This window comes from Aurantimonas sp. A2-1-M11 (assembly GCF_036549475.1).
Taxonomy (GTDB): Bacteria; Pseudomonadota; Alphaproteobacteria; order Rhizobiales; family Rhizobiaceae; genus Aurantimonas.
Window position 1 is genome coordinate 17,679 of record NZ_JAZHLI010000041.1, and the last position, 24,515, is coordinate 42,193.

17 protein-coding genes and 1 riboswitch are annotated in these 24,515 nt (G+C 67.2%); of the genes, 15 read left to right on the forward strand and 2 right to left on the reverse strand.

What is annotated here, in order from left to right:
• Positions 1-92: 92 nt before the first annotated feature.
• Positions 93-767, reverse strand: coding sequence for an HAD family hydrolase (locus VQ042_RS16960; RefSeq protein ID WP_331821431.1), 675 nt, complete (start codon positions 765-767; stop codon positions 93-95).
• A gap of 162 nt (positions 768-929) precedes the next feature.
• Here VQ042_RS16960 and uraH point away from each other — a divergent pair, with 162 nt between their 5' ends.
• The 15 genes from uraH to thiD all read left to right on the forward strand — a co-directional run bounded on the left by uraH (position 930) and on the right by thiD (position 23,474).
• Positions 930-1,307, forward strand: coding sequence for a hydroxyisourate hydrolase (gene uraH, locus VQ042_RS16965; RefSeq protein WP_331821433.1), 378 nt, complete (start codon positions 930-932; stop codon positions 1,305-1,307).
• Positions 1,307-2,809 (forward strand): xanthine dehydrogenase small subunit, encoded by a 1,503-nt coding sequence (gene xdhA, locus VQ042_RS16970; RefSeq protein WP_331821405.1) that lies wholly within the window; start codon positions 1,307-1,309, stop codon positions 2,807-2,809. The genes uraH and xdhA overlap by 1 nt, the downstream gene beginning before the upstream one ends.
• Positions 2,809-5,232 carry a xanthine dehydrogenase molybdopterin binding subunit gene (gene xdhB / locus VQ042_RS16975; RefSeq protein ID WP_331821435.1) on the forward strand — a complete coding sequence of 808 codons (2,424 nt, stop codon included), beginning with the start codon at positions 2,809-2,811 and terminating at the stop codon, positions 5,230-5,232. The genes xdhA and xdhB overlap by 1 nt, the downstream gene beginning before the upstream one ends.
• On the forward strand, positions 5,229-6,104 hold the full coding sequence (gene xdhC / locus VQ042_RS16980; RefSeq protein WP_331821407.1) for a xanthine dehydrogenase accessory protein XdhC: 876 nt from the start codon (positions 5,229-5,231) through the stop codon (positions 6,102-6,104). Before xdhB ends, xdhC begins: the two co-directional genes overlap by 4 nt.
• 11 nt (positions 6,105-6,115) lie before the next feature.
• Positions 6,116-7,657 (forward strand): ABC transporter ATP-binding protein, encoded by a 1,542-nt coding sequence (locus VQ042_RS16985; protein WP_331821437.1) that lies wholly within the window; start codon positions 6,116-6,118, stop codon positions 7,655-7,657.
• Positions 7,657-8,787, forward strand: coding sequence for an ABC transporter permease (locus tag VQ042_RS16990; protein ID WP_331821408.1), 1,131 nt, complete (start codon positions 7,657-7,659; stop codon positions 8,785-8,787). The genes VQ042_RS16985 and VQ042_RS16990 overlap by 1 nt, the downstream gene beginning before the upstream one ends.
• Positions 8,784-9,710 carry an ABC transporter permease gene (locus tag VQ042_RS16995; RefSeq protein WP_331821409.1) on the forward strand — a complete coding sequence of 309 codons (927 nt, stop codon included), beginning with the start codon at positions 8,784-8,786 and terminating at the stop codon, positions 9,708-9,710. Before VQ042_RS16990 ends, VQ042_RS16995 begins: the two co-directional genes overlap by 4 nt.
• 59 nt (positions 9,711-9,769) lie before the next feature.
• Complete coding sequence (locus VQ042_RS17000; protein WP_442880110.1) at positions 9,770-10,831, forward strand: BMP family ABC transporter substrate-binding protein; 1,062 nt, start codon at positions 9,770-9,772, stop codon at positions 10,829-10,831.
• Positions 10,832-10,944: 113 nt separating this feature from the next.
• Positions 10,945-12,207 (forward strand): urate hydroxylase PuuD, encoded by a 1,263-nt coding sequence (locus VQ042_RS17005; protein WP_331821413.1) that lies wholly within the window; start codon positions 10,945-10,947, stop codon positions 12,205-12,207.
• A complete protein-coding gene (guaD, locus tag VQ042_RS17010; RefSeq protein ID WP_331821415.1) occupies positions 12,204-13,592 on the forward strand; it encodes a guanine deaminase in 1,389 nt (462 codons plus the stop codon). Before VQ042_RS17005 ends, guaD begins: the two co-directional genes overlap by 4 nt.
• A 142-nt stretch (positions 13,593-13,734) precedes the next feature.
• The gene (locus VQ042_RS17015; protein ID WP_331821417.1) at positions 13,735-14,583 is read left to right on the forward strand and encodes a fumarylacetoacetate hydrolase family protein; all 849 of its coding nucleotides are present in this window, start codon (positions 13,735-13,737) and stop codon (positions 14,581-14,583) included.
• Between the two features lie 218 nt (positions 14,584-14,801).
• A complete protein-coding gene (locus VQ042_RS17020; RefSeq protein ID WP_331821419.1) occupies positions 14,802-16,853 on the forward strand; it encodes an alpha-1,4-glucan--maltose-1-phosphate maltosyltransferase in 2,052 nt (683 codons plus the stop codon).
• A gap of 27 nt (positions 16,854-16,880) precedes the next feature.
• Positions 16,881-20,204 (forward strand): maltose alpha-D-glucosyltransferase, encoded by a 3,324-nt coding sequence (gene treS / locus VQ042_RS17025; RefSeq protein ID WP_331821421.1) that lies wholly within the window; start codon positions 16,881-16,883, stop codon positions 20,202-20,204.
• Positions 20,201-22,429: a 1,4-alpha-glucan branching protein GlgB gene (gene glgB / locus VQ042_RS17030; RefSeq protein WP_331821423.1), complete on the forward strand. Its 2,229-nt coding sequence runs from the start codon at positions 20,201-20,203 to the stop codon at positions 22,427-22,429. The genes treS and glgB overlap by 4 nt, the downstream gene beginning before the upstream one ends.
• Before the next feature lie 79 nt (positions 22,430-22,508).
• A riboswitch (TPP riboswitch) is annotated at positions 22,509-22,607 on the forward strand.
• A 48-nt stretch (positions 22,608-22,655) separates the two neighbouring features.
• Positions 22,656-23,474 carry a bifunctional hydroxymethylpyrimidine kinase/phosphomethylpyrimidine kinase gene (gene thiD / locus VQ042_RS17035; RefSeq protein ID WP_331821425.1) on the forward strand — a complete coding sequence of 273 codons (819 nt, stop codon included), beginning with the start codon at positions 22,656-22,658 and terminating at the stop codon, positions 23,472-23,474.
• A gap of 17 nt (positions 23,475-23,491) precedes the next feature.
• Here the strand turns inward: thiD and VQ042_RS17040 are convergent, their stop codons facing one another.
• Positions 23,492-24,418: a GGDEF domain-containing protein gene (locus VQ042_RS17040; protein ID WP_331821427.1), complete on the reverse strand. Its 927-nt coding sequence runs from the start codon at positions 24,416-24,418 to the stop codon at positions 23,492-23,494.
• Positions 24,419-24,515: the final 97 nt, after the last annotated feature.

Genomic DNA, 24,515 nt, shown 5'->3' on the forward strand with positions numbered 1-24,515 from the left:
GATTCCGATCGTCGGGCGGATGCTGCGGTCTGCGCAAGACATAGCCCGAAGCTCGCCGTTTCTGGAAGCGTCGAGGCGAGGCTTGGCCCCCGTCAGCGCCGGCCGCCCACCTCGTCGATGTGGAGCAGCATGTCGGCCGGGTCCTCGTAGACGCGGAAGGCGCCGGCGCGCTCCAGTTCGTCGGTGCCGTAGCCCCCGGATAGCAGGCCGACACCGAGGGCGCGGCAGCGCTGGGCCGCCAGCATGTCCCAGATCGAATCACCGACGACGATGGTGGTGTCCGTCGCCACGCCCAGCCGCTCGGCGGCGGCGATGAACAGGTCCGGATCGGGCTTGGCGTATTTCACCAGGTCGCGGGTGATCACCGGCACCTTGTCAGGATCCACCCCCAGCCGGTCGAGATTGTGCCGCGCCGTCTCCATCCGGCCGCTGGTGGCGATCGCCCATTTGACGCCGCCGTCGGTCAGCGCCTGCAGCAGCTCCGTGGCGCCGGGCAACGGCCGCACCATATGGGCGTGCCGCCCGTAGGCTTCCGCGTGCAGGCGGCGCAGACGCTCCGAGGTTTCCTTGGTGATCTCGCGGTCGGTCTCGCGCAGCAACTGGTTGGTGAACAGCCCGCCGCTCATGCCGATCTTGCGGTGGATGCGCCAGACCGACAGGGCGATGCCCTCCGATTCGAGCGCCTCCTGCCAGGCGATGACATGCTGGTAGACGCTGTCGACCAGCGTGCCGTCGAGGTCGAAGAGAAAGGCCGGTCCGTCGCGCATGATCTCGCCCTTGATGTCCCGCCATCCCGGCGGAATCGTTGCCCCGGGGGATGTGTGGCGCATGGGCGCGACGGCGAGTGGGACAATTGTGTGACAGCCCGCTTTACGGCCCCGCATCGCACGGTGCAGGATGCTGACCGAATGGTCAAAAATGGCGGTGGAATGGCCTCGATGGGCGAAGCAGAACAGGCGCGGCTGACGACACATGTGCTGGATACCAGTCTCGGTCGCCCCGGCTCCGGGATCGCCGTCACGCTGGCGCGGCTTGGGCCGGGCGGCAGCCGCACGATCGTCGCCGAGGCCGTCACGAATACCGACGGGCGCTGCGACGCGCCGCTGATGGCGGGCGAGGCCTTCGCGATCGGCGAATACGAGCTGGTCTTCGCGGCGGGCGCCTATTTCGATGCCATGGGCATCGACCTGCAGGAGCCGAAATTCCTCGGCGACGTGGTGCTGCGCTTCGGCATTGCCGAGCACGCGCATTATCACGTGCCGCTGCTGCTCTCGCCCTTCGGCTATTCGACCTATCGGGGGAGCTGATGACGGCGATTCCCGCCCGGCCGATCCGCTTCGTCCTCAATGGCGAGGACCGTTCCGTCGACGGCGTCGCGCCGACGACCACGCTTCTGGAACATCTGCGGCGGACCGAACGGCTGACCGGCACGAAGGAAGGCTGTGCGGAAGGCGATTGCGGCGCCTGCACGGTGCTCGTGTGCGAATCCGACGGCGACGGCGGCCTGCACCGCCGGGCGGTCAATGCCTGCATCCAGTTCCTGCCGGCGATGAACGGCCGCGCCATCGAGACGGTGGAGCATGTCGGCCGCAACGGGCCGCATCCGGTGCAGACTGCGATGGTGGAGCGCCACGGCAGCCAGTGCGGTTTCTGCACGCCGGGCTTCGTCATGCAGCTTTATGCCGGCTGGCTGACCGGCGCGATGTCCGACCGCGCGTCGGTGAAGGATCTGATCGCAGGCAATCTGTGCCGCTGCACCGGCTACGGGCCGATCATCGATGCGGGCCTCGACCTGGCCGCCGAGCCCTTGCCGGACACGCGCGCCGACGATGCCGCGCTGTCCCGCCGGCTCCGCGCCATCGAAGGGGACGACATCTTCGCCTATGAGCAAGGCGACCGGCGCTGGTTTGCGCCGACCAATGTCGACGATCTCGCCGACCTCTATGCCGCGCATCCGGACGCCGTGCTGGTGGCGGGCGCGACCGATGTGGGCCTGTGGGTCACCAAGCAGCACCGCGACCTGCCGACCCTGATCGACGTCAGCCATGTCCGGGACCTGCGCGTCATCGAGGAGGCGGGGGGCCGGGTCTATTTCGGCGCGGCCGTCACCCATCGCGAGGCGCGGGGCATCCTTGCCGACATCCATCCCGATCTCGGCGAGATGCTGCGCCGCTTTGCCGGCTATCAGATCCGCAATGCCGGCACCATCGGCGGCAACATCGCCAATGGCTCGCCCATCGGCGACCTGCCGCCCTGCCTGATCGCGCTGGACGCCGTCCTGCATCTGCGCAAGGGCGACGAGTCCCGGCAACTGCCGCTGGAAGACTTTTTCATTGAATATGGCAGGCAGGACCGGGCCAAAAGCGAACTCGTCGTGGCGATCGAGGTGCCGCGGCTGGAGGACAACCAGCGCTTCTTCGCCCACAAGATCTCCAAGCGCCTGGATTCCGACATCTCGGCGGTCATGGCCGCCTTCTGCCTGACCCTGGACGGCGAGGGGCCGGGCGCCCGCGTCACCGAAGCGCGGCTGGCCTTCGGCGGCATGGCCGGCGTACCGAAGCGCGCCGCGCGGGCCGAGGCGGCGCTCGCCGGCCGGCCGTTCGACACGCACGCCATTGAAGCGGCGGTGGCGGTTTTGTCCGAAGATTTCATGCCGCTCACCGACATGCGGGCCTCGGCCGAATACCGGCTGAAGTCGGCGCAGAACCTGCTGCGGCGTTTCGGCCTGCAGGAACTGGGCGCACCGCGCATCAACCTTGCCGACATCCGGCCGGAATCGGGCGGCGAACCCGTTGGAGCGGCATCGTGATGGACGAGACCCGCATCCAGGATCGCGGCGCGGCCGGCGAGCCCTCGCCGGCGGAGCTGGATGAACGCAGACCGGGAGAAGCGCGCGCCATCCGTGGCGGCGTCAGTGCGGTGCTCGCCCATGACAGCGGCGCCAAGCACGTCGCAGGCACTGCCCGCTACATCGACGACGACCCGGAACTGCCGGGCACGCTGCAGATCTTCATCGCCATGTCCGAGCGGGCCCATGCGCGCATCGTGTCGATGGATCTGGACGCGGTGCGCAGCGCGCCGGGCGTCGCGGCGGTGCTGACAGCGGCGGACATTCGCGGCCAGAACGACTATTCGCCGGTCTTCGGCGACGATCCGGTGTTCCCGCCGTTCGAAGGCGACGACGCGATCGTCCAGTATGTCGGGCAGCCGATCTTCGCCGTTGCCGCCGAAACGGCCGCCGCAGCCCGTGCCGCGGCCGGGCGCGCGATCATTGCCTACGAGGATCTGCCGGCGGCGATCACGCTCGACGCGGCGATCGCGCTGGCCGACGAAGCCGGCGAGGATCTGCTGCCCTCCCACGAGATGCGGCTCGGCGATGCCGGCGCGGCGCTCGACGCAGCCGCCCAGCGCCTGCGCGGCCGGATCGAGATCGGGGGCCAGGACCATTTCTATCTGGAAGGCCAGATCGCCTATGCGATCCCTGGCGAGGACGGCGACGTGCTCGTGCGCTCCTCCACCCAGCATCCGTCGGAAGTCCAGCACAATGTCGCCAAGCTGCTCGGCCTTCCCGACCATGCGGTGGTCGTCGAGGTGCGGCGCATGGGCGGCGGTTTCGGTGGCAAGGAGAGCCAGCCGGCGCTGTTCGCCGCGGTCGCGGCGCTGGCGGCGGTGAAGACCGGTCGCCCGGCCAAGTGCCGGCTCGACCGCGACGACGACATGGTGATGACCGGCAAGCGCCACGAAGTCCGGATCGACTACGATCTCGGCTTCGACGCGGACGGCCGGATCGCAGCCGTCGACTTCGCCCATCTCGTGCGCTGCGGCTATTCCAAGGACCTCTCGGCAGCCATCGCCGACCGGGCGATGTTCCATGCCGACAACGCCTACGCATTGCCGGCGGCCCGGATCCACTCGCGGCGGCTGAAGACCCACACCGTCTCCAACACGGCGTTTCGCGGCTTTGGCGGGCCGCAGGGAATGGTCGGCATCGAGCGCGCCATGGACCGCATCGCCTTCGCCACGGGGATCGACCCCCTCGACGTACGCAAGCGCAATTTCTACCCGGCGCCCGACAGCGACACCGGCCCGGCGCCGACGCCCTACCACATGCCGGTCACCGATTCGGTCATCGGCGAGATCGTTGGGGAACTGGAAACGAGCAGCGGCTATCGCGCGCGCCGGGACGCGATCCGGGCGTTCAACGCCGCCAACCCGATCGTGAAGAAGGGCCTGGCCCTGACGCCGGTGAAGTTCGGCATCTCCTTCACCACCAGCCATCTCAACCAGGCCGGTGCCCTCGTCCATGTCTACAAGGACGGCTCGGTGACGCTGAACCATGGCGGCACCGAGATGGGGCAGGGCCTCTTCACCAAGATCGCGCAGGTCGTCGCCGAGGAATTCCAGATCGACGTCGAGGCGGTGAAGATCACCGGCACGACGACGGCCAAGGTGCCCAACACCTCGGCGACGGCGGCCTCGTCCGGCTCCGACCTCAACGGCATGGCGGCGCAGGCGGCCGTCCGCATCATCAAGGACCGGCTCATCGACTACGCCGTCGAGCGCTATCACGTGCCGCGCGACCAGGTGGTGTTCGAGGCCAACCGGGTGCGCATCGGCAATGGCGAGAAGCGGTTCAGCGACCTGGTCGGCGAGGCCTATCTGGCGCGCATCTCCCTGTCCTCGACCGGGTTCTACGCCACGCCCGGCATCAGCTACGACCGCGACAGCGCCCGTGGCACGCCCTTCTATTATTTCGCCTATGGCGCGGCCTGTTCGGAAGTCGTGATCGACACGCTCACCGGCGAGTACCGGCTGTTGCGCGCCGACATCCTTCATGATGTCGGGCGCTCGCTCAACCCGGCGATCGACCGGGGCCAGATCGAGGGCGGCTTCATTCAGGGCATGGGCTGGCTGACCATGGAAGAGCTCTGGTGGGACGCGGCGGGCCGCCTGAAGACGCATGCACCCTCGACCTACAAGATCCCGACCGCCAACGACCGGCCGGACGATCTCCGCCTGGCGATCTGGGAGAAGGGCGAGAACTGTTCCGAGACGATCTACCGCTCCAAGGCCGTCGGCGAGCCGCCCTTCATGCTGGCGATTTCGGTGTTCTCGGCGCTGACCGACGCGGTGATCGCCGCGGGCGATGGGCGGGCATTCCCCGACCTCGACGTGCCGGCGACGCCGGAGCGGGTGCTGGCCGCGGTGGACAGCGTGCGGAGCGCCGCATGAGCGTCGCGGCGGCCCTGCGCGCCGCCCTGTCGGCATCGCAGCCGGCCGTTCTGGTCACGATCACCGAGGCCCGTGGGTCAACGCCGCGCGAAGCCGGCTCGGCGATGCTGGTGACCGCCGACGCCATGGCCGGCACGATCGGCGGCGGCCGGCTGGAATTTCAGGCCATCGAGCACGCCCGCCGGATGCTGGAGGTGGGCGAGGCTGCCGCGGCACTGGACATCCCCCTCGGCCCCGAGATCGGCCAATGCTGCGGCGGGCATGTGCGGCTCGAGCTGTGCACGGCCGATGCATCGACCCTGCAAGCCCTGTGCGACGACGAGACCGCGCGACGCCGGACGCAGCCGGCCGTGCTGATCTTCGGCGCCGGCCATACCGGACGGGCGCTGGCCAACGCTTTGGCGCCGCTGCCCCTGTCGGTGACGATGATCGACAGCCGGCCGCAGATGCTCGAGGGCCTGCCCGAGGCCGTTGCTGCCGTGGCGGCCGCCTTGCCGGAGGCCGAAGTGGCCGCAGCACCGCCCGGAGCTGCCTATGTCGTGATGACCCACGAGCATTCGCTCGACTTTCTTCTGACCGCCGCGGCGCTGGCCCGCGGCGACGCCGCCTATGTCGGCATGATCGGATCGGCCACGAAGCGCGAGCGGCTGCGCCGAGAGCTGTGCGATGCCGGGCGGGAAGGCGATATCGCGCAGCTGACGCTGCCGATCGGCGGTGCTGCCGTGCGGGACAAGCGACCCGAGGTGATCGCCGCGCTCACGGCCGCCGAGCTGGTGACCTGCCTGCTTTCCAGTCAACAGGAAATGCTGATCGATCGCTTTGCAGCTGCGTCCGCGCAGTGCAATAGTACGCCTGTCCGATCAATCAGGTGACCCACTCCTCCATGGTGCCACGGCTGCAGCTTTCCGGTATCACGAAGCGCTTTCCGGGCGTGGTCGCCAACGAGTCGGTGTCGTTTTCCGTCGCGCCCGGGGAAATCCACGCGCTTCTGGGCGAGAACGGCGCCGGCAAGTCCACCCTCGTCAAGATCATCTACGGCGTGCAGAAGGCCGACGAGGGCGACATCACCTTCGACGGACGCTCCGTCTCGATCGAGTCCCCGAGGGAAGCGCGGGCGCTCGGCATCGGCATGGTGTTCCAGCATTTCTCGCTGTTCGAGGCGATGACGGTGCTGGAGAACATCGCTCTCGGCATGGACAATCCGCCGCCGCGCCGCGAGCTGGAGGCGGCGGTCCGCGAGGTTCTCGCCACCTATCGGCTGACCCTCGATCCCCATCGCTACGTCCACACGCTGTCGGTCGGCGAACGCCAGCGCATCGAGATCGTGCGCGCGTTGCTGCAGCGGCCGAAACTGCTGATCATGGACGAGCCGACCTCCGTGCTGACACCCCAGGAGGTGGCGCAGCTCTTCGAGACGTTGCGGCGGCTGGCCTCGGAGGGCTGCTCGATCCTCTACATCTCCCACAAGCTGCACGAGATCAAACTGCTCTGCGAATCGGCGACCATCCTGCGCGGCGGCAAGGTCGTGGCCACATGCGACCCGCGCGAGGAATCGGCGCGGTCCATGGCCGAACTGATGATCGGCGGCAGCCTCAAGGACCTGGCGCCCCGCGAGGGCGAGTGTTCCCGGGAGACCCGGCTGGTGGTCGACGGGCTGTCGATGTCGGGCGAACCGCCCTTCGGCACCAGTCTTGCAGACGTATCCTTCACGGTACGGGCCGGCGAGATCTTCGGCATCGCCGGGGTCGCGGGCAATGGCCAGAACGAACTCCTGTCGGCGCTGTCGGGCGAGCGGGCCGACTATGAAGGCGGCGCGATCAGCCTCGACGGCCAGCCGATTACCCGGCTGTCGGTGACGGCGCGCCGGGCCGCCGGCCTGGCGACCCTGCCGGAAGAGCGCAACGGCCATGCTGCCGTGCCGTCCCTGTCGCTGGCCGAGAACGCCATCCTTTCGGCCCGCCGGCGCAAGGAGCTGGTCTCTGGGGGCATCATCCGCGCCGGGGCCGCACGCCGCTTCGCCGCTTCGGTCATCGACGCCTTCTCGGTCAAGGCCACCGGTCCGGGCGCGTCGGCGGCGAGCCTGTCGGGCGGCAATCTGCAGAAATTCGTCATGGGCCGGGAGATCATGCAGGAGCCGGCCGTCCTCGTGGTGTCGCAGCCGACCTGGGGCGTCGATGCGGGCGCCGCGTCCTTCATCCGGCAGGCCATGGTCGATCTCGCCGGCAAGGGCACGGCGATCGTCGTGGTCAGCCAGGATCTCGACGAGCTGCTGGAATTCTGCGACCGCATGGCGGTGATCAACGGAGGCCGCCTGTCGGATGCGATGGACGTGAAGGGCATCTCGGTCGAACGAATCGGCCTCCTGATGGGCGGCGTCCATGGCGAGGACGACCAGCCGGACGCGGTCGCGGAGAGGGCGGCCTGATGGCCTTCGCCCTCGAACCGCGGCGCGAGCCGAGCCGGGGCATGATGCTGGCTGCGCCGGTCATCGCGGTCGCCCTGACGCTCGTCGCGGGCGCGCTCCTGTTCACGCTGCTCGGCCACAATGGCGCGCTGGCTGTTTACGAGATCTTCGTGCGGCCGCTCTTCAATCCGTATCGCTGGCAGGATCTGCTGGTCAAAGCCGCGCCGCTGGCGATCATCGCCACCGGCCTGTCCATCGGCTTCCGCGCCAATGTCTGGAACATCGGCGCGGAGGGGCAGTACATCCTCGGCGGCCTTGCCGGCACGGGCGTCGCCCTCCTGACCCTCGATCTCGACGGCGGCTGGATCCTGCCGGTGATGGTGGTCGCCGGCATCCTGGGCGGCATGGCCTGGGCCGCGGTGCCGGCCCTGCTCAAGACGCGGCTGAACGTCAACGAGATCCTGTCGAGCCTGATGCTCAACTACGTGGCCATCCAGTTGCTCTATTACCTGATGCGCGGGCCCTGGATGGACCCAATGGGCTTTAACTTCCCGCAGACGGCGATGTTCTCGGCGGCCCAGACCCTGCCCATCGCCGTGCCCGGCACGCTGATCCATCTCGGCATTCCGATCGCCGCGGCGCTGGCGCTGACCGCCTGGTTCCTGATGGCCCGCTCGATCACCGGCTTCCAGATCCGCGTCGTCGGCCTCGCCCCGCGGGCGGCGCGCTATGGCGGCTTCCGGCAGTCCTCCACGGTGTGGCTGGCGCTGATGGCCGGTGGCGGCATGGCCGGGCTTGCCGGCCTTCTCGAGGCCAGCGGCCCCTTCGGCCAGATGGTGCCGCAGTTTCCCACCGGCTACGGCTACACGGCGATCATCGTCGCCTTTCTTGGCCGTCTCAATCCGCTCGGCATCCTACTCGCCGCGATGGTCCTGGCCCTGACCTATGTGGGCGGCGAGAGCGCCCAGACGGCGCTCGGCCTGCCCTCGGCCGCGGCCGGCGTCTTCCAGGCGATGATGCTGTTCTTCCTCCTGGCGACCGACATCCTGGTGCGCTATCGGCTGGCCTGGCGCCGGCCTGCCGCAGGACACCCGTCACCGGCGGCCCGCCAGGGGGCGACCGAGACCCGCGCGGAGGCCGCGACCGCATGACCCTTGCGCTGTTCATCACCATCCTGATGACGGTCGCCGCCGCCGCGACCCCGCTGCTGATCGCGGCGCTCGGCGAGCTCGTCGTCGAGAAATCCGGCGTCCTGAACCTGGGCGTCGAGGGCATGATGCTGATCGGGGCGGTCACCGGCTTTGCCGTTGCCACCCTGACCGGCGCGCCGTCGCTCGGTGCGCTGGCCGCGATGTTCGCCGGCGCGCTGGCCGCCTCGATCTTTGCCGTCCTGACCCTCAGCCTGATGGCCAACCAGGTCGCGACCGGCCTGGCGCTGACGATCTTCGGCACCGGTGTCTCGGCGCTGCTCGGTGCCCCCTATGTCGGCATCACCACGCAGACGCTTGGGCCGGTCTTTCCGGCCGCGCTGGCCGACGACCCGGTCTGGCGGATCGTCTTCGGCCATTCGCCGCTGGTCTATGTCGGCCTCCTCCTGACCCTGGCGATCTGGTGGTTCCTCAAGCACAGCCGGCCGGGGCTGATCCTGCGCGCCGTCGGCGAGAGCGACAGCGCCGCCCATTCGATCGGCTATCCGGTGCTGAAGATCCGCTATCTGGCGGTGCTGTTCGGCGGCGCCATGGCCGGCCTCGGCGGCTGCTATTATTCGCTGGTCCTCACCCCGATGTGGGCGGAGCGGCTGACCGCCGGCCGCGGCTGGATCGCCATCGCGCTCGTGGTCTTCGCCTCCTGGCGGCCGGGCCGGGTGCTGGCCGGCGCCTATCTGTTCGGCGCGGTGATTACGCTGGAGCTGCAGGCCAAGGCGGCGGGGCTCAACTTCTTCGCGCCGGAACTGCTGGCGAGCCTTCCCTACCTGGCGACGATCCTCGTGCTGGCGATCATTTCCGCCGGCCGGCGCGGCGCTGGAACAGCGGCACCGGCCTGTCTCGGCCAACCCTTCCGGGCCAGTGCCTGAACCTTTCGACGAACACGAAAAAGGAGTTCTCCATGTTCGATACCACCAGACGCCGCCTGATGGCCGGAGCCGTCGGCCTTGCCGCCGCAGCCTCTCTTGCCCTGCCGGCTTTCGCCCAGGACGGCAAGGACACCGTGAAGGCCGCCTTCGTCTATGTCGGCCCGATCGGCGATTTCGGCTGGACCTACGCCCATGACCAGGGCCGCAAGTACCTGGAGGAGAAGCTCGGCGACAAGGTGGAGACCACCTATGTCGAGAACGTCGCCGAAGGCCCGGACGCCGAGCGCGTCATCCGCCAGCTCGCCCAGGAAGGCAACGACATCGTCTTCACCACGTCGTTCGGCTTCATGAACCCGACGATCAAGGTGGCCAAGCAGTTCCCGGACGTGAAGTTCGAGCACGCGACCGGCTACCAGACCGGCTCGGACAACATGGGCCTGTACAATTCGCGCTTCTACCAGGGCCGCGCCGTGCTCGGCACCATCGCGGGCATGATGTCGGAGACCGGCAAGGCCGGCTACATCGCCTCCTTCCCGATCCCCGAGGTGGTGATGGGCATCAACGCCTTCACCCTGGCGGCCCGCAAGGTCAATCCGGAGTTCACCACCCAAGTCGTCTGGGTCAGCTCCTGGTACGATCCCGCCAAGGAGGCCGACGCCACCAAGGCGCTGCTCAGCCAGGGCGCCGACGTCATCACCCAGCACACCGACTCGCCGGCGCCGCTGCAGGCGGCCGAGGAGGCCGGTGCCATCGCCTTCGGCCAGGCCTGGGACATGACCAGCTTCGCCCCGAACGCCCACATGACCGCGATCGTCGACCAGTGGGGCCCCTATTATGTCAAGCGGGTACAGGCGCTGCTCGACGGCACATGGGAGGCGGAAAACGTCTGGCTCGGCATGGCCGAGGGCGAGGTCGAGATGGCGCCGTTCAACGACAAGATGCCCGAGGACGTGAAGGCCGCGGCCCAGAAGATCGTCGACGAGACGAAGGCCGGCACTTACGAGATCTTCACCGGTCCGATCAAGGATCAGTCTGGCGAAGAGCGGGCCGCAGAGGGCGAAGTCATCGCCGACAGCGACCTGCTCAAGATGGATTGGTACGTCGAGGGCGTGCAGAACTGATCGCGCCTTGAATCACGGAGCGGTCTCTCGCGGGACCGCTCCGGTCAGCCTGTCGGCGGCGAAGCGTCCTTCGGACCTTTCGCCGCCGTTTTCACGTAAGGGACGTTCTGCTGATGTGGACCTATTTCGCCGAATGGCTGGGCTTCGCGGTGCGTTGGGTGCATGTGATCACCGCGATCGCCTGGATCGGTTCGTCCTTCTATTTCATCGCGCTGGATCTCGGCCTGCGGCGCTCGCGGCAGCTGCCGGAGGGCGTCGGCGGCGAGGCCTGGCAGGTCCATGGGGGCGGCTTCTACCACGTCCAGAAATACACGGTCGCACCGGGCCACATGCCCGAGGACCTCACCTGGTTCAAATGGGAGAGCTATGCCACCTGGCTGTCGGGCGCGGCGCTCCTGTTCCTGGTCTATTACGTCGGCGCCGAACTCTATCTGATCGATCCCGAGCGGGCCGACCTGCCGGTCTGGGGCGCCACCGCGATCGGTGTCGGCGGCCTGGCGCTGGGCTGGCTCGTCTATGACGGTCTCTGCAAGTCGCCCCTGAAGAATAGCGACACGGCGCTGCTGGCGGCGCTCTTCGTCTATGTGGTGCTCGCCAGCTACCTCTTCGCGCAGGTCTTCTCCGGCCGCGGCGCGATGCTGCACACCGGCGCGATGATCGCCACGATCATGACCGCCAACGTGTTCCTCATCATCATCCCGAATCAGACCATCGTCGTGGCCGACCTGAAGGCCGGCCGCACGCCGGAGGCGCGGCTCGGCAAGGAGGCCAAGCAGCGCTCGCTGCACAACAACTACCTGACCCTGCCGGTCATCTTCCTGATGCTGTCCAACCATTATCCGCTGGCCTTCGCCACAGAATGGAACTGGGCGATTGCCGGGCTGGTGCTGCTGATCGGCGCGGTGATCCGGCATTTCTTCAACACCATGCATGCCACTGGTCGGCAGCTGTGGTGGTGCTGGGCCGTGGCCGGCATCCTGTTTGCGGCCGTCATCACCCTGTCCGGTGCGCCCGGCTGGCGCGCCGATGCCGGCGCCGTCGAGGAACAGGCGGAAGGCCGCTGGGACGGCGATCCGCAGCTGGCGCTCGCCGCCTCGCCGCATTTCGAGGAGGCGCAAGCCATCGTCATGGCACGCTGCTCCATGTGCCATGCGCAGGAGCCGCTCTGGCCGGGCATCGGCCATGCGCCGAAGGACGTGCGGCTGGAGACGGCCGAGGAGATCATCCACTACGCGTCGCTGATCGATGTGCAGGCCGTGCGCAGCCACGCCATGCCGCCCGGCAACGTCACCGGCCTGGAGCCCGAGGAGCGCGAGACGCTGGCGGCCTGGATCGCCTCCGGCTCGGGCCTCTATGTCGCGAGGGCAGCGCGATGAGGCGTCCCGGCGACACGGCATTGCGGGCGCGGCTCCTGTGGTTCGACGCCGACCCGGCCGAGGAGGGCGAGGCGCGCGCCGTGCGCTATGTCGAGGACGGCATCGTCCTGATCGAGAACGGCGTGATCCGCGACGTCGGCGACGCCGCGGCGGTGCTGCGCCGGCTGCCGCCGGACACGCCGGTCGTCGATCATCGCCCGCATCTGATGATGCCCGGCTTCATCGACCCGCATCTGCACCTGCCCCAGACCCAGGTCATCGCCTCCTATGGCGCCGAGCTGATGGAATGGCTGGCGAAATATACCTTTCCCGAGGAAAGCCGGTATGGCGACCCGGCCGTCGCCGAAGCCGCCGCGCGGTTCCTCCTCGACGAACTGCTCGCCAACGGCACGACGACCGCCGGGGTCTATTGCACGAGCCATCCCCAGAGCGTCGACGCCTTCTTCGCCGAGGCCGAGCGGCGCAGCCTGCGCATGGTCGCCGGCAAGGTGATGATGGACAGCAACGCCCCCGAGGCGCTGCGCGACACGGCCGCCACCGGCTACCAGCAGTCGCAGGACCTGATCGGCCGCTGGCACGGCAAGGGTCGGCTCGACTACGCCATCACGCCGCGCTTCGCCCCGACGTCGAGCGAGGCCCAGCTCGAGGCCTGCGAGACCCTGGCGGCGGAGTATCCCGAGATGCACGTCCAGACGCATCTGTCCGAGAATGTCGCCGAGATCGCCTTCGTGCGCCAGGCGTTTCCCTGGTCGAAGGATTATACCGAGGTCTACGAGCGCTACGGCCTGGTGCGGCCGAAGGCGATGTTCGGCCATTGCATCCATCTGTCGGACCGCGAGCGCGGCGCGCTGGGGGTGGCCGGCGCGACGGCGGTGTTCTGCCCGACCTCGAACCTGTTCCTCGGCTCCGGCCTGTTCGACCTGGCGGGGATGCGGGCCGCGGGCATCCTGGCCGGGATCGCCACCGATATCGGCGGCGGCACCAGCTATTCCATGCTGCGGACCGCGGCCGAGGGCTACAAGGTGCTCGCCCTCAACGGCCAGCGGCTGCCGGCCTTCGAGGCCTTCCACATGCTGACCGCCGGCAATGCCGCGGCCATGGGGCTCGACAACCGCATCGGGCGTATCGCGCCGGGGATGGAAGCCGATCTCGTCGTGCTGGACAGCCAAGCGACAGCCGCCATGCGCCGCCGGATGGAACGGGTGGAGACCCTGGAGGAAGAGCTGTTCGCGCTGATCGTGCTCGGCGACGAACGGTCGACGGTCGCCACCTATGTCGACGGGCGCCGGGCTTATGACCGGCATTCGCCCGGACGCTCGCTGCCGCCCCGCGCCGATCTTGCCGCCTCGCCGGCCCGCGCAAATAGGGGCGAGGCGCCGCAATAACCCGGCCTTCGCGACGCCGTTCGGACCGTGGAACTTGCACCTCGCGCAGAAAAGTCGGCGCAAAGCCGCGACATGCGGCCCGGTCCGTCTATCTCTTCTTCCAGGCCATGCCGCAGCGGCGGCGCTGGAGAAGGGATTTGCGATGCGACTGGTACGATACGGCGAGAGCGGCAGCGAGAAGCCGGGCCTGATCGACGACGATCATGTGCTGCGCGATCTGTCGGAAGACGTCGGGGACATCGCCGGAGAGTTTCTGGGCCGGGCACAGATGGAGCGCATTCGAACGCTCGATCCCAAGGGCCTCGCCAAGGCCGATCCCTCGCACCGCATCGGACCGCCCGTCGGGCGCGTCGGCAATTTCATCGCCGTCGGCCTCAACTACGCCGACCATGCCAAGGAATCCGGCATGGACATCCCCAAGGAGCCGATTCTCTTCAACAAGGCCCCGTCCTGCATCGTCGGCCCTCATGACGACGTCGTCGTGCCACGCGGCTCCGACAAGCTCGATTGGGAAGTCGAGATCGCCGTCGTGATCGGCGACGAGGCGAGCTACGTCTCGGAGGCGGACGCCATGGATCACGTTGCCGGCTTCTGCCTGTGCAACGACGTCTCCGAACGCACCTTCCAGGCCGAGCGCGGCGGACAGTGGATGAAGGGCAAGAGCGCGCCGACCTTCGGACCGCTCGGTCCGTGGCTGGTGACGCCGGACACGCTGGGCGATCCGCAGGCCGTGGACCTGTGGCTCGACGTCAATGGGGAACGGATGCAGACCGGCTCCACCGCCACGATGATCTTCGGGATCCGGATGCTGGTCTCCTACATCTCGCAATTCATGCGGCTCATGCCAGGCGACGTGATCACCACCGGTACGCCGCCCGGCGTCGGCATGGGCATGAAGCCGCCGCGTTTCCTGAAGCCCGGCGACATCGTCACCCTCGGGGGAACCCATCTGGGCGAGCAGCGCCAGACGATCCGCGCAGCCGCCGGCTGACCTGTCGCCGTCCCGCAATGCAACACATGCGGCGCGGGACGGAACATTGCGCCCCCGAGGGACTTTTCCAAAGGACGGCATCCCGGGGTTGGGGCGTATCGCGGTCACCGCGGAGGGATGCGGGTCAGGGGATCAGTCGCTCAGGCACAGCGTTGATTGATTTCCGTACCGCCCCACCATTCCAAGGGCCCGGTTATTCGATTTGGGGAAGGATCTTCATGGTCAAGGCAGTCCAGCCCGCACGCAAGTCCCGCAAGCCCGCCAAGGCGGATGCCGCGGCGGGAGTGGCACCCGCCGGCGAGGCGCAATTGCTCGCGCTAGCCCAGAATCGTGTGGCGATCGAGGCCGTTGCCCCGGAGATCGATGGCGGACGCTTCCCCGTGAAGCGGCTGGAAGGTGAACCGCTGACCGTCGAGGCCGATGTCTTTTCCGACGGCCACGACAAGATCGCGGCCGCGGTCGTCTACGGCGCGGCCGATGGCGAGGAATGGAACGAGACGCCGCTGATCTTCGTCGAGAACGACCGCTGGGCCGCCGAGATCGTCTTCGATCGTCCCGGTCTCTATCGCTTCTCGATCATTGCGTGGCGCGATCTCCATGCAACGTGGCGCGACGAGGCGAAGAAGAAGCGCGATGCCGGCAAGCTCACCGACCTGGAGCTGACCGAAGGGCGCGAACTGGTTCATGCGGCCCGCCAGTCCGGTCGCGGCAACAAGGCCCAGCAGGACGGGGTGGTGCGTCTCTACGACAAGCTTGAGGCGCTGCAGGCGAAGTCGGATGCCGACGGCCAGTACCATCTGCTGCAGGATCCGGAGACGATCGCGCTGCTGGCGGTGGCCGGCCAGCGCACGAATTTGTCCCGCTATCCCGGCAATGTTCCGGTCTGGGTCGACCGCAAGGCCGCCGGGTTCTCGGCCTGGTACGAATTATTTCCCCGATCCCAGTCCGGCGACCCGGCCCGCCACGGCACCTTCGACGACGTCATCGACCGCCTGCCCGACATCCAGGAAATGGGCTTCGACGTCCTCTATTTCCCGCCGATCCATCCGATCGGCAAGGTCAACCGCAAGGGCAAGAACAACACGCTGACGCCCAGCGCGGACGATCCCGGCAGCCCCTATGCCATCGGTTCGCCCGAAGGCGGCCATGACGCCCTCCATCCCGAGCTTGGCACCTTCGACGATTTCGCCCGGCTGATCTCGCGCGCCAAGGACCATGGGCTGGAGGTCGCCATCGACTTCGCCATCCAGTGTTCGCCCGACCATCCCTGGATCAAGGAGCATCCGGAATGGTTCGACTGGCGGCCCGACGGCACGATCAAATATGCCGAGAACCCGCCGAAGAAGTATGAGGACATCGTCAATGTCCACTTCTACCGCGGCGCGCTGCCCTCGATCTGGTACGAGCTCCGGGACGTCGTGCTGTTCTGGCTGGACAAGGGCGTGCGGATCTTTCGCGTCGACAACCCGCACACCAAGCCGTTCCCGTTCTGGGAGTGGATGATCGCCGAAGTCAGGAAGGCCGACCCCGGCGTGATCTTCCTCGCCGAGGCCTTTACCCGGCCCAAGGTGATGAAGCGGCTGGCCAAGGTCGGCTACAACCAGTCCTATTCCTACTTCACCTGGCGCAACACCAAGGCGGAACTGGCGGAATATCTGACGGAACTGACGCAGGAAGAATGCGCCGAATTCATGCGGCCGAACTTCTTCGTCAACACGCCGGACATCAATCCGGTGTTCCTGCAGGTCAGCGGCCGGCCCGGCTTCCGGACGCGCCTGGCGCTTGCCGCCTCGCTCGCCGGCAATTACGGCGTCTATTCCGGCTTCGAGCTCTGCGAATTCCTGCCGGTGCCCGGCAAGGAGGAGTATCTCAACTCCGAGAAATACGAGATCCGCGCCTTCGACTGGAAGTCCGAGGGCAACATCCGCGAGGATATCGCCTTCTTCAACCGGATCCGCCGCGAGGAAGCGGCACTGCAGGATTTCCGGAGCCTGGCCTTCTACAATTTCTGGAACGACAACGTCCTGTATTACGGCAAGCGGACCGCCGACCGCTCGTCGTTCCTCCTGTTCCTCGTCAACCTCGATCCCCATTCCGCCCAGGGCGGGCATTTCGAGGTGCCCATGTGGGAACTCGGCCTGCCCGACGACGGCACGGTCAAGGTGACGGACATGGCCTCGGGGCAGGAATTTGTCTGGCGCGGGAAGATCCAGCACTGGTGGATGGACCCGCATGAACAGCCCTACGCCGTCTTCAAGATCACACGCTGACACGAACTATCGGGAAGCATCCACTTCATGAACGAACACGTTTCCGTCGCGCCGACCGACCACGCCACCGGACCGGATCCCGATGCCGAGGACTGGTACAAGGACGCGGTCATCTACCAGTTGCACGTGAAGACCTATCTCGACACCAATGGTGACGGGATCGGCGATTTCGCCGGGCTGCTGGAGAAGCTCGACTACGTTCAGGCGCTGGGCGTGACGGCGATCTGGCTGCTGCCCTTCTACCCGTCGCCCCTGCGCGACGACGGCTACGACATTTCCGACTATCGCTCGGTCAACCCGTCCTACGGCACGATCGAGGACGTCGAGCGGCTGATCGCCGAGACCCACAAGCGCGGCATGCGGGTCATCACCGAGCTGGTGATCAACCACACCTCGGACCAGCACCCCTGGTTCCAGGCCGCCCGCCACGCGCCCAAGGGCTCGCCGGAGCGCGACTTCTACGTCTGGGCCGACGATGACAAGGGCTACGATCTCACCCGCATCATCTTCACCGACACGGAGACGTCCAACTGGACGTGGGATCCGGTCGCCAAGCAGTATTTCTGGCACCGCTTCTTCTCGCACCAGCCGGACCTGAATTTCGACAATCCCAAGGTTCTGGAGGAAGTGCTGTCGGTCATGCACTTCTGGCTGGACAAGGGCGTCGACGGGCTGCGGCTCGACGCGATCCCCTATCTGGTCGAGCGCGAAGGGACCAACAACGAGAACCTGCCGGAAACCCACGATGTCCTGAAGGCGATCCGCGCCAATCTGGACAAGCACTATCCCGACCGCATGCTGCTGGCCGAGGCCAATCAGTGGCCAGAGGACACGCGTCCGTATTTCGGCGACGGCGACGAATGCCACATGGCGTTCCACTTCCCGCTGATGCCGCGCATGTACATGGCGGTGGCGCAGGAGGACCGGCACCCGATCACCGACATCCTGCGGCAGACGCCGGAAATTCCGGCCAATTGCCAGTGGGCGATCTTCCTGCGCAACCATGACGAGCTGACGCTGGAAATGGTGACTGAGGAAGAGCGCGACTATCTCTGGTCGACCTATGCGGCCGACACCCGGGCGCGGATCAATCTCGGCATCCGCCGGCGGCTGGCGCCGCTCATGGGCAACGACCGGCGTAAGGTCGAACTCCTCAATGCTCTGCTGATGTCGATGCCCGGCACGCCGACCGTCTATTACGGCGACGAGATCGGCATGGGCGACAATTACTATCTCGGTGACCGCGACGGCGTGCGCACGCCCATGCAGTGGTCGGCCGACCGCAATGGCGGCTTCTCGCGCACCGATCCGCAACGCCTCTACCTGCCGGTCATCCAGGATCCGGTCTACGGCTATCAGGCGGTCAACGTCGAGGCGCAGTCGAACAACCCGGCCTCGCAGCTCAACTGGATGCGGCGGCTGATCCAGGTTCGCCGCACCAAGGAAGCCTTCGGCCGCGGCACGGTGAAGTTCCTCTACCCGTCCAACCGCAAGATTCTCGCCTATCTGCGCGAGTACCGCGACGAGCGGATCCTGTGCGTGGCAAACCTGTCGTCCTCGGCACAGGCCGTGGAGCTCGAGCTGTCCGACTTCGCCGGCGCGATGCCGGTGGAGATGCTGGGCCTCTCGACCTTCCCGCAGATCGGCACCGGCTCCTACATGCTGACCCTGCCGGCCTTCGGCTTCTTCTGGTTCGATCTCGCATCAACCGCGACGAAGGCCGCCGAACCGACGCCTCTGCCGGCCTTTTCGACGCTGGTGGCCTCCGGCGACCTCAAGGGCACGATCCATTCGCGCAACCAGGCAGAACTGGAAACCGTGTTGCCGGACTTCGTCGGCGGGCAGCGCTGGTTCGCCGCCAAGGCCGAAGGTCAGCACGGAATGTCCCTGAAGGTGCTCGGACCGCCGACGCCGAATTCGCGCCGCCATCTCTTCACCGAGATCGTCGTCGAGGCGCAAGACGGCCAGCACCGCTACTTCATGCCGCTCAGCGCCAAATGGGGCGAGGAAAATCTCAGCTCCCAGGCGCCGCTCCTGCCCTACACCCTGACGAAGATCCGCCAGGGACCGCGCATCGGCGCGGTGGTCGACGGCACCCGCGATCCGGACCTGGCCCAGCTTGTGGTCTCGCTGATCGCCGCCGGCGTCGACATCGACCTCGGTGGGGCGTCGCTGCAGATCTACGCGTCGGAGACCGAACGCGAGGGGCTTGCCCAGGCGCTTCTCATCGAGCCCGAACTGATCCACGCGATCTCCGGCGAGCAGTCCAACACGTCGGTGCTCATCGGCGACGAGGCGATCCTGAAATATTATCGCCGCCTGCGCGACGGCATCCAGCCCGAGCTGGAGGTCACCCGATTCCTCACCGAGAAGACCGATTTCGAGGCGGCGCCCGCGCTGCTGGGATCGATCGAGCTCGTGCGCGAGGATGGCAGCCGGACGGCGATCGCGGCGCTGTTCGAACAGGTCCGCAACCAGGGCGACGCCTGGAGCGTCGTTACCGACGCTCTGGCACGCTTCCTGCGCGACCACGCCTATTCCCAGGACCCGTCCGGCGAAGAGAGTGCCGAGGTCGCCCCGATGAGCGATCTCAAGCTCGCCATCCAGATCGATGTCGGCGATGTCCTGGGCACGCGGACCGGCGAGATGCATGCGGCCCTGGCGACCCGGACCGGCGACCCGGCCTTCGACCCGGAGCCGATCGACCGGGATTCGCTGGCCGAGATGCTGGCCGAGGCCAAGCGCGAGGCCACCGACGCCCTCGTGATCCTGCGGCGCATGCGCGACAACGCAGGCGACGGCATCGGGACCGACGTCGATCGCCTACTCGGGGCGGAGAAGGACATTCTCACCTGGTTCGACGGCTTCCTCAATCTGAAGGTCGAATCCCACCGCACCCGCATCCACGGCGACTATCATCTGGGGCAGGTGCTGGTTGCCAAGAACGACGTGGCCATCCTCGACTTCGAGGGCGAGCCGGGGCGCGATCTCGAAGAGCGGCGGCGCAAATCCTCGCCGCTTCGCGACGTGGCGGGCATGATCCGTTCCTTCGACTACGCGGCCTTTTCGGCCCGCGACAAGGCCGGTCCCGCCGACGAGGTAACGATCGAGCGGCTGCGCGAAATGGCCGAGAACTGGCGCGACGAGGTCACCGAGACCTTCCTCGACCGCTGGAGCGAGGCGTCGGGCATCGCGCTCGACGACCCGGCGATCGGGCAGTTGCTCGATCTCTTCGTGCTCCAGAAGGCTTTCTATGAACTGCGCTACGAGGCGACGATGCGTCCGGCATGGCTGTCGATCCCGCTGCGGGGAATCGTGGCGCTCCTCGAGAAACGACAGGTTTTGAAATGACGATGACGAATCCCCAATCGCGCGAAGCCTCGGCTTCGACCGACCATCGGCCGGATGCGCATCAGATCGATGCCGTCACCCGCGGCGTTCACGGTGATCCGTTTGGAGTCCTGGGGCCACATGACGCCGATGGCGGCACGATCGTGCGCGTCTTCCGGCCCGGTGCAGAGACCGCGTCGGTCGTGGACATGTCCGGCAACGTGCTGGGCCAGCTGGAGCCGAGTGGCCCCGACGGTTTCCATTCGGGCCATGTGGCCGGGCTGAAGCCGGGCGAGGCCTACCGCCTGCACTTCACCCATGGCGGCGACAGCTGGCAGGAGGAGGACACCTATCGTTTCGGCCCCGTGCTGGGCGAGCAGGACGTCTATCTCCTGGCGGAGGGCAACCATTACCGCCTGTACGAGAAGCTCGGCGCGCATCCGACCGTCATGGACGGCGTCGAGGGCACCAGCTTCGCGGTGCTCGCCCCGGCCGCCCGGCGGGTCTCCGTGGTCGGCAATTTCAACTCCTGGGACGGCCGCCGCCATGTCATGCGCAAGCGCCACGAATGCGGCGTCTGGGAGCTGTTCCTTCCGGCCGTCGGCCGCGGCGAGGTCTACAAATACGAGATCGTCGGCGTCCATGGCGACGTCCTGCCGCTGAAAACCGACCCGGTCGGCTTCCTGCAGGAGATGGCGCCGTCCACCGGCTCCGTCGTCGACGGTCTGGTCGAGCACGAATGGAAGGACGACGAGTTCCAGGCTCATGCGGCGGACTGGCAGGATCGCGAGAAGCCCATCTCGATCTACGAGGTGCATCTGGGCTCCTGGCGCCGCGGCGAGGAGAACGCCTATCTCGACTATGACGAGCTTGCCGAGCAACTGGTCCCCTATGTGCGCGACATGGGCTTCACCCATGTGGAGCTCCTGCCGGTCTCCGAGCATCCCTTCTACGGGTCCTGGGGCTACCAGCCGATCGGCCTCTATGCGCCGACCTCGCGTTTCGGATCGCCGGCGGCGTTCGCCCGGCTGGTCGATGCGTTGCACCAGGCCGGAATCGGCGTGCTTCTCGACTGGGTGCCGGGGCATTTCCCGACCGACACCCACGGTCTCGGCCGCTTCGACGGGACCGCGCTCTACGAGCATCCCGATCCGCGCCGTGGCTTCCACAAGGACTGGAACACGCTGATCTACGACTACGGCCGGCCGGAAGTGGAGAACTTCCTGGTCGCCAACGGCCTCTACTGGCTGGACCGCTTCCATATCGACGGGCTGCGCGTCGATGCGGTCGCCTCGATGCTGTATCTCGACTATTCGCGCGAGCACGGCGAATGGGAGCCCAACATCCATGGCGGGCGCGAGAATCTGGAGGCCATGGCCTTCCTGAAGGACACCAACGAGCGGGTCGGCGAGTATTATCCCAAGGCGACGACCCACGCCGAGGAATCGACGGCCTTCCCGGACGTGTCGCGCCCGACCTTTGCCGGCGGCCTCGGCTTCCACTTCAAGTGGAACATGGGCTGGATGCACGACACGCTGCATTACATGCAGGAAGACCCGGTCAACCGACGCTACCACCACCATCACATGACCTTCGGCATGGTTTACGCCTATTCGGAGAACTTCGTCCTGCCGCTGAGCCATGACGAGGTGGTCTACGGAAAGGGTTCGTTGCTCGGCAAGATGCCGGGAGACGAGTGGCAGAAATTCGCCAACCTGCGGGCCTATTTCGGCTTCATGTGGACCCATCCGGGCAAGAAGCTGATCTTCATGGGCGGCGAGTTCGGGCAGGTTGGCGAGTGGAACCACGACCGTTCCCTCGACTGGCACCTCTTGGACCAGCCGGGCCACAAGGGCATGCAGCGGCTGGTGCGCGATCTCAACACCCTGTACCGCGAACTGCCGGCGCTCTACGAACTCGACTGCGATCCGGCCGGCTTCGAATGGGTCGACACGTCGAATGTCGAGCAGAGCATCATCGCCTTCATGCGCAAGGACCGCGCGGGCAATCCGGTGCTGATCGTCTCGAACTTCACACCCGTGCCGCGCCACGACTACCGCATCGGCGTGCCGCTGCCCGGCCGATGGGTCGAGCGGCTGAACACCGATGCCGAGATCTATGGCGGCTCCAATGTCGGCAATCTCGGCGGCAAGGAAGCCGAGGAGGTCTCGGTCCATGGCCGGCCCTTCTCCGTGCCGCTGTCGTTGCCGCCGCTGGGGACCATCGTCCTGGTGCAGGAAGACTGAGCCGGATCGGGGGAGGCGATCCGTCGCCTTCCTGCCCCTCGGGTTGCTGACACAGCCTGCGGCGGTGTTGTAGACTTTCACTTCGTGACGGGGGCGTCCGCCGGGAACGGCGGGCTGAGATGCACCCTTTGAACCTGACCCGGATAATGCCGGCGGAGGGAGTCGCGACTCCGGCGCCTCCCATCGTGCCGGGTCGGGCTCCCCGTCGGCCAGGAGCCGACACAAGATGCAGCCCGCGCCACCCCCTTCCATCCGCAATGTCCTGTCCATCGCCGGTTCGGACCCGTCCGGCGGGGCCGGCATCCAGGCCGACCTGAAGACCTTTGCCGCGAACGGCGTCTATGGCATGGCGGTCGTCACCGCCCTGACGGCCCAGAACACCCAATGCGTTACCGGCGTGGAACTGGTCTCGCCGGACTTCATAAGCCGGCAAATTGACACCGTTTTCGCGGATGTCCGCGTCGATGCCGTGAAGATCGGCATGATCGCCACCGCCGAGATTGCCCGCGCCATCGCGGATGCCTTGCGGCGGCACGAGGCGCCCAACGTCGTCCTCGACCCGGTGATGGTCGCCAAGGGCGGTGACCGCCTGCTGACTGGCGAGGCTGTCGCCGCGCTGCGGAGCGAACTCATTCCCCTGGCGGACATGATCACCCCGAACCTGCCCGAAGCGGCCGTCCTGCTGGATGCGGCGGAGGCGGCCAGCCGCGACGAAATGGACGGGGCCGCGACCCGGCTGATGGCGCTGGGGTGCCGGTCCGTGCTCCTGAAGGGCGGGCATCTGGCGGGAGACGAGAGCCCGGACCTCCTGGTCACGGCAGCGCGGCGGCAATGGTTCGAGGGCCGGCGCATGGTGACCCGCAACACCCATGGTACCGGTTGTACGCTGTCCTCGGCGCTGGCCGCGCAACTCGCACTGACCGGAAATGCTTTCGACGCGGCGCGGAGCGCCAAGGCCTATGTCGCCGGCGCCATTGCCGCTGCGGACCGGCTCGACGTCGGATCGGGCCATGGCCCGACCCATCACTTCCACATTCACTGGTAGGCCGGGACGGATCCCGTTCAGGAGGCCTGGCGGAACGCTGCTTCCGTCTTCCGTGTCTGCGACAGTCCCTCGGCTACAGCGTCTTCGACACGGTCGCGGCCCATGGACTTGGCCCGGTAGAGCGCCCGGTCGGCCGCCGTCAGCAGTCCGTTGAGATCGTGCGTTTCCGCATTGGTCGCCACTCCCGCACTGACGGTGGCGGCGATCGACCGGCCGCCCACCATGCGGGCCTGGTTGGCAAAGCCTCGCACGATCGCTTGCGCGATCACTGCCGGCTCGTGTCTGTCGCGCCGCTTGACCACGGCGGCGAATTCCTCGCCCCCCAGTCGCGCAAAGACGTCGGATGGTCGCAGATGATCGGCAGTGCTGTCGGCAAACAGCTTGATGACCTCGTCGCCGCAGCCGTGGCCGTGCTCGTCGTTGATCCGCTTGAAGCGATCGAGATCGAACAGGAGCAGCGCCACCTCGCCGGCATCGGCGTTGTCGAGGAGAGCGGTCGCCTTGGCCGTGAAGGCCCGGCGGTTGTCGATGCCGGTCAGGAAGTCCGTCTCCGACATCCGCCGCAGCGATGCCTCCTGCCTTCCGCGCACCATGGCGATGATGAGATAGGTCGTCCCGCCGATTATGAGGACCGCCTGGACCATGATCATCGTGAATACGAAGCCGGTCATCAGCCGCTGGTCGGACAGCGCCCCCGGCATGCCGACCATGAGCATCCGCAGGGTATTGAAGCATCCGTGGGCGGCGAAGGCTGCGCTCAAAATCTTGGCCGCACGGGTCCTGGCGGCCGGATTGAGGAGGAGCAGCGCCCCTGCGAAGGAATAGAATGCGCCGATCGACGAGACGACGGCGACGCGAGCCTCGAGACTCCCGGCGGCCGGGGCGAAGGCATAGAACAGGAGCCAGATCACCGGTCCGGCGTACCACCAGCAGGGGAATCGCATTTGGAAATTTTTGTAGTCTGATTGTTCACTTGCGTTTGCGGTTGCGATGGATTCTTCGCTTGGCCGGCGGATTTTCGCCGTTGGGAGGATGCCGTGG

What these genes read in the sequence shown, in the direction of transcription:
- VQ042_RS16960 (WP_331821431.1), bottom strand. Translation starts at nt 767, where the DNA reads ATGCGCGACGGACCGGCCTTTCTCTTCGACCTCGACGGCACGCTGGTC.
- uraH (WP_331821433.1), top strand. Translation starts at nt 930, where the DNA reads ATGGCCTCGATGGGCGAAGCAGAACAGGCGCGGCTGACGACACATGTG.
- xdhA (WP_331821405.1), top strand. Translation starts at nt 1,307, where the DNA reads ATGACGGCGATTCCCGCCCGGCCGATCCGCTTCGTCCTCAATGGCGAG.
- xdhB (WP_331821435.1), top strand. Translation starts at nt 2,809, where the DNA reads ATGGACGAGACCCGCATCCAGGATCGCGGCGCGGCCGGCGAGCCCTCG.
- xdhC (WP_331821407.1), top strand. Translation starts at nt 5,229, where the DNA reads ATGAGCGTCGCGGCGGCCCTGCGCGCCGCCCTGTCGGCATCGCAGCCG.
- VQ042_RS16985 (WP_331821437.1), top strand. Translation starts at nt 6,116, where the DNA reads ATGGTGCCACGGCTGCAGCTTTCCGGTATCACGAAGCGCTTTCCGGGC.
- VQ042_RS16990 (WP_331821408.1), top strand. Translation starts at nt 7,657, where the DNA reads ATGGCCTTCGCCCTCGAACCGCGGCGCGAGCCGAGCCGGGGCATGATG.
- VQ042_RS16995 (WP_331821409.1), top strand. Translation starts at nt 8,784, where the DNA reads ATGACCCTTGCGCTGTTCATCACCATCCTGATGACGGTCGCCGCCGCC.
- VQ042_RS17000 (WP_442880110.1), top strand. Translation starts at nt 9,770, where the DNA reads ATGGCCGGAGCCGTCGGCCTTGCCGCCGCAGCCTCTCTTGCCCTGCCG.
- VQ042_RS17005 (WP_331821413.1), top strand. Translation starts at nt 10,945, where the DNA reads ATGTGGACCTATTTCGCCGAATGGCTGGGCTTCGCGGTGCGTTGGGTG.
- guaD (WP_331821415.1), top strand. Translation starts at nt 12,204, where the DNA reads ATGAGGCGTCCCGGCGACACGGCATTGCGGGCGCGGCTCCTGTGGTTC.
- VQ042_RS17015 (WP_331821417.1), top strand. Translation starts at nt 13,735, where the DNA reads ATGCGACTGGTACGATACGGCGAGAGCGGCAGCGAGAAGCCGGGCCTG.
- VQ042_RS17020 (WP_331821419.1), top strand. Translation starts at nt 14,802, where the DNA reads ATGGTCAAGGCAGTCCAGCCCGCACGCAAGTCCCGCAAGCCCGCCAAG.
- treS (WP_331821421.1), top strand. Translation starts at nt 16,881, where the DNA reads ATGAACGAACACGTTTCCGTCGCGCCGACCGACCACGCCACCGGACCG.
- glgB (WP_331821423.1), top strand. Translation starts at nt 20,201, where the DNA reads ATGACGATGACGAATCCCCAATCGCGCGAAGCCTCGGCTTCGACCGAC.
- thiD (WP_331821425.1), top strand. Translation starts at nt 22,656, where the DNA reads ATGCAGCCCGCGCCACCCCCTTCCATCCGCAATGTCCTGTCCATCGCC.
- VQ042_RS17040 (WP_331821427.1), bottom strand. Translation starts at nt 24,418, where the DNA reads ATGCGATTCCCCTGCTGGTGGTACGCCGGACCGGTGATCTGGCTCCTG.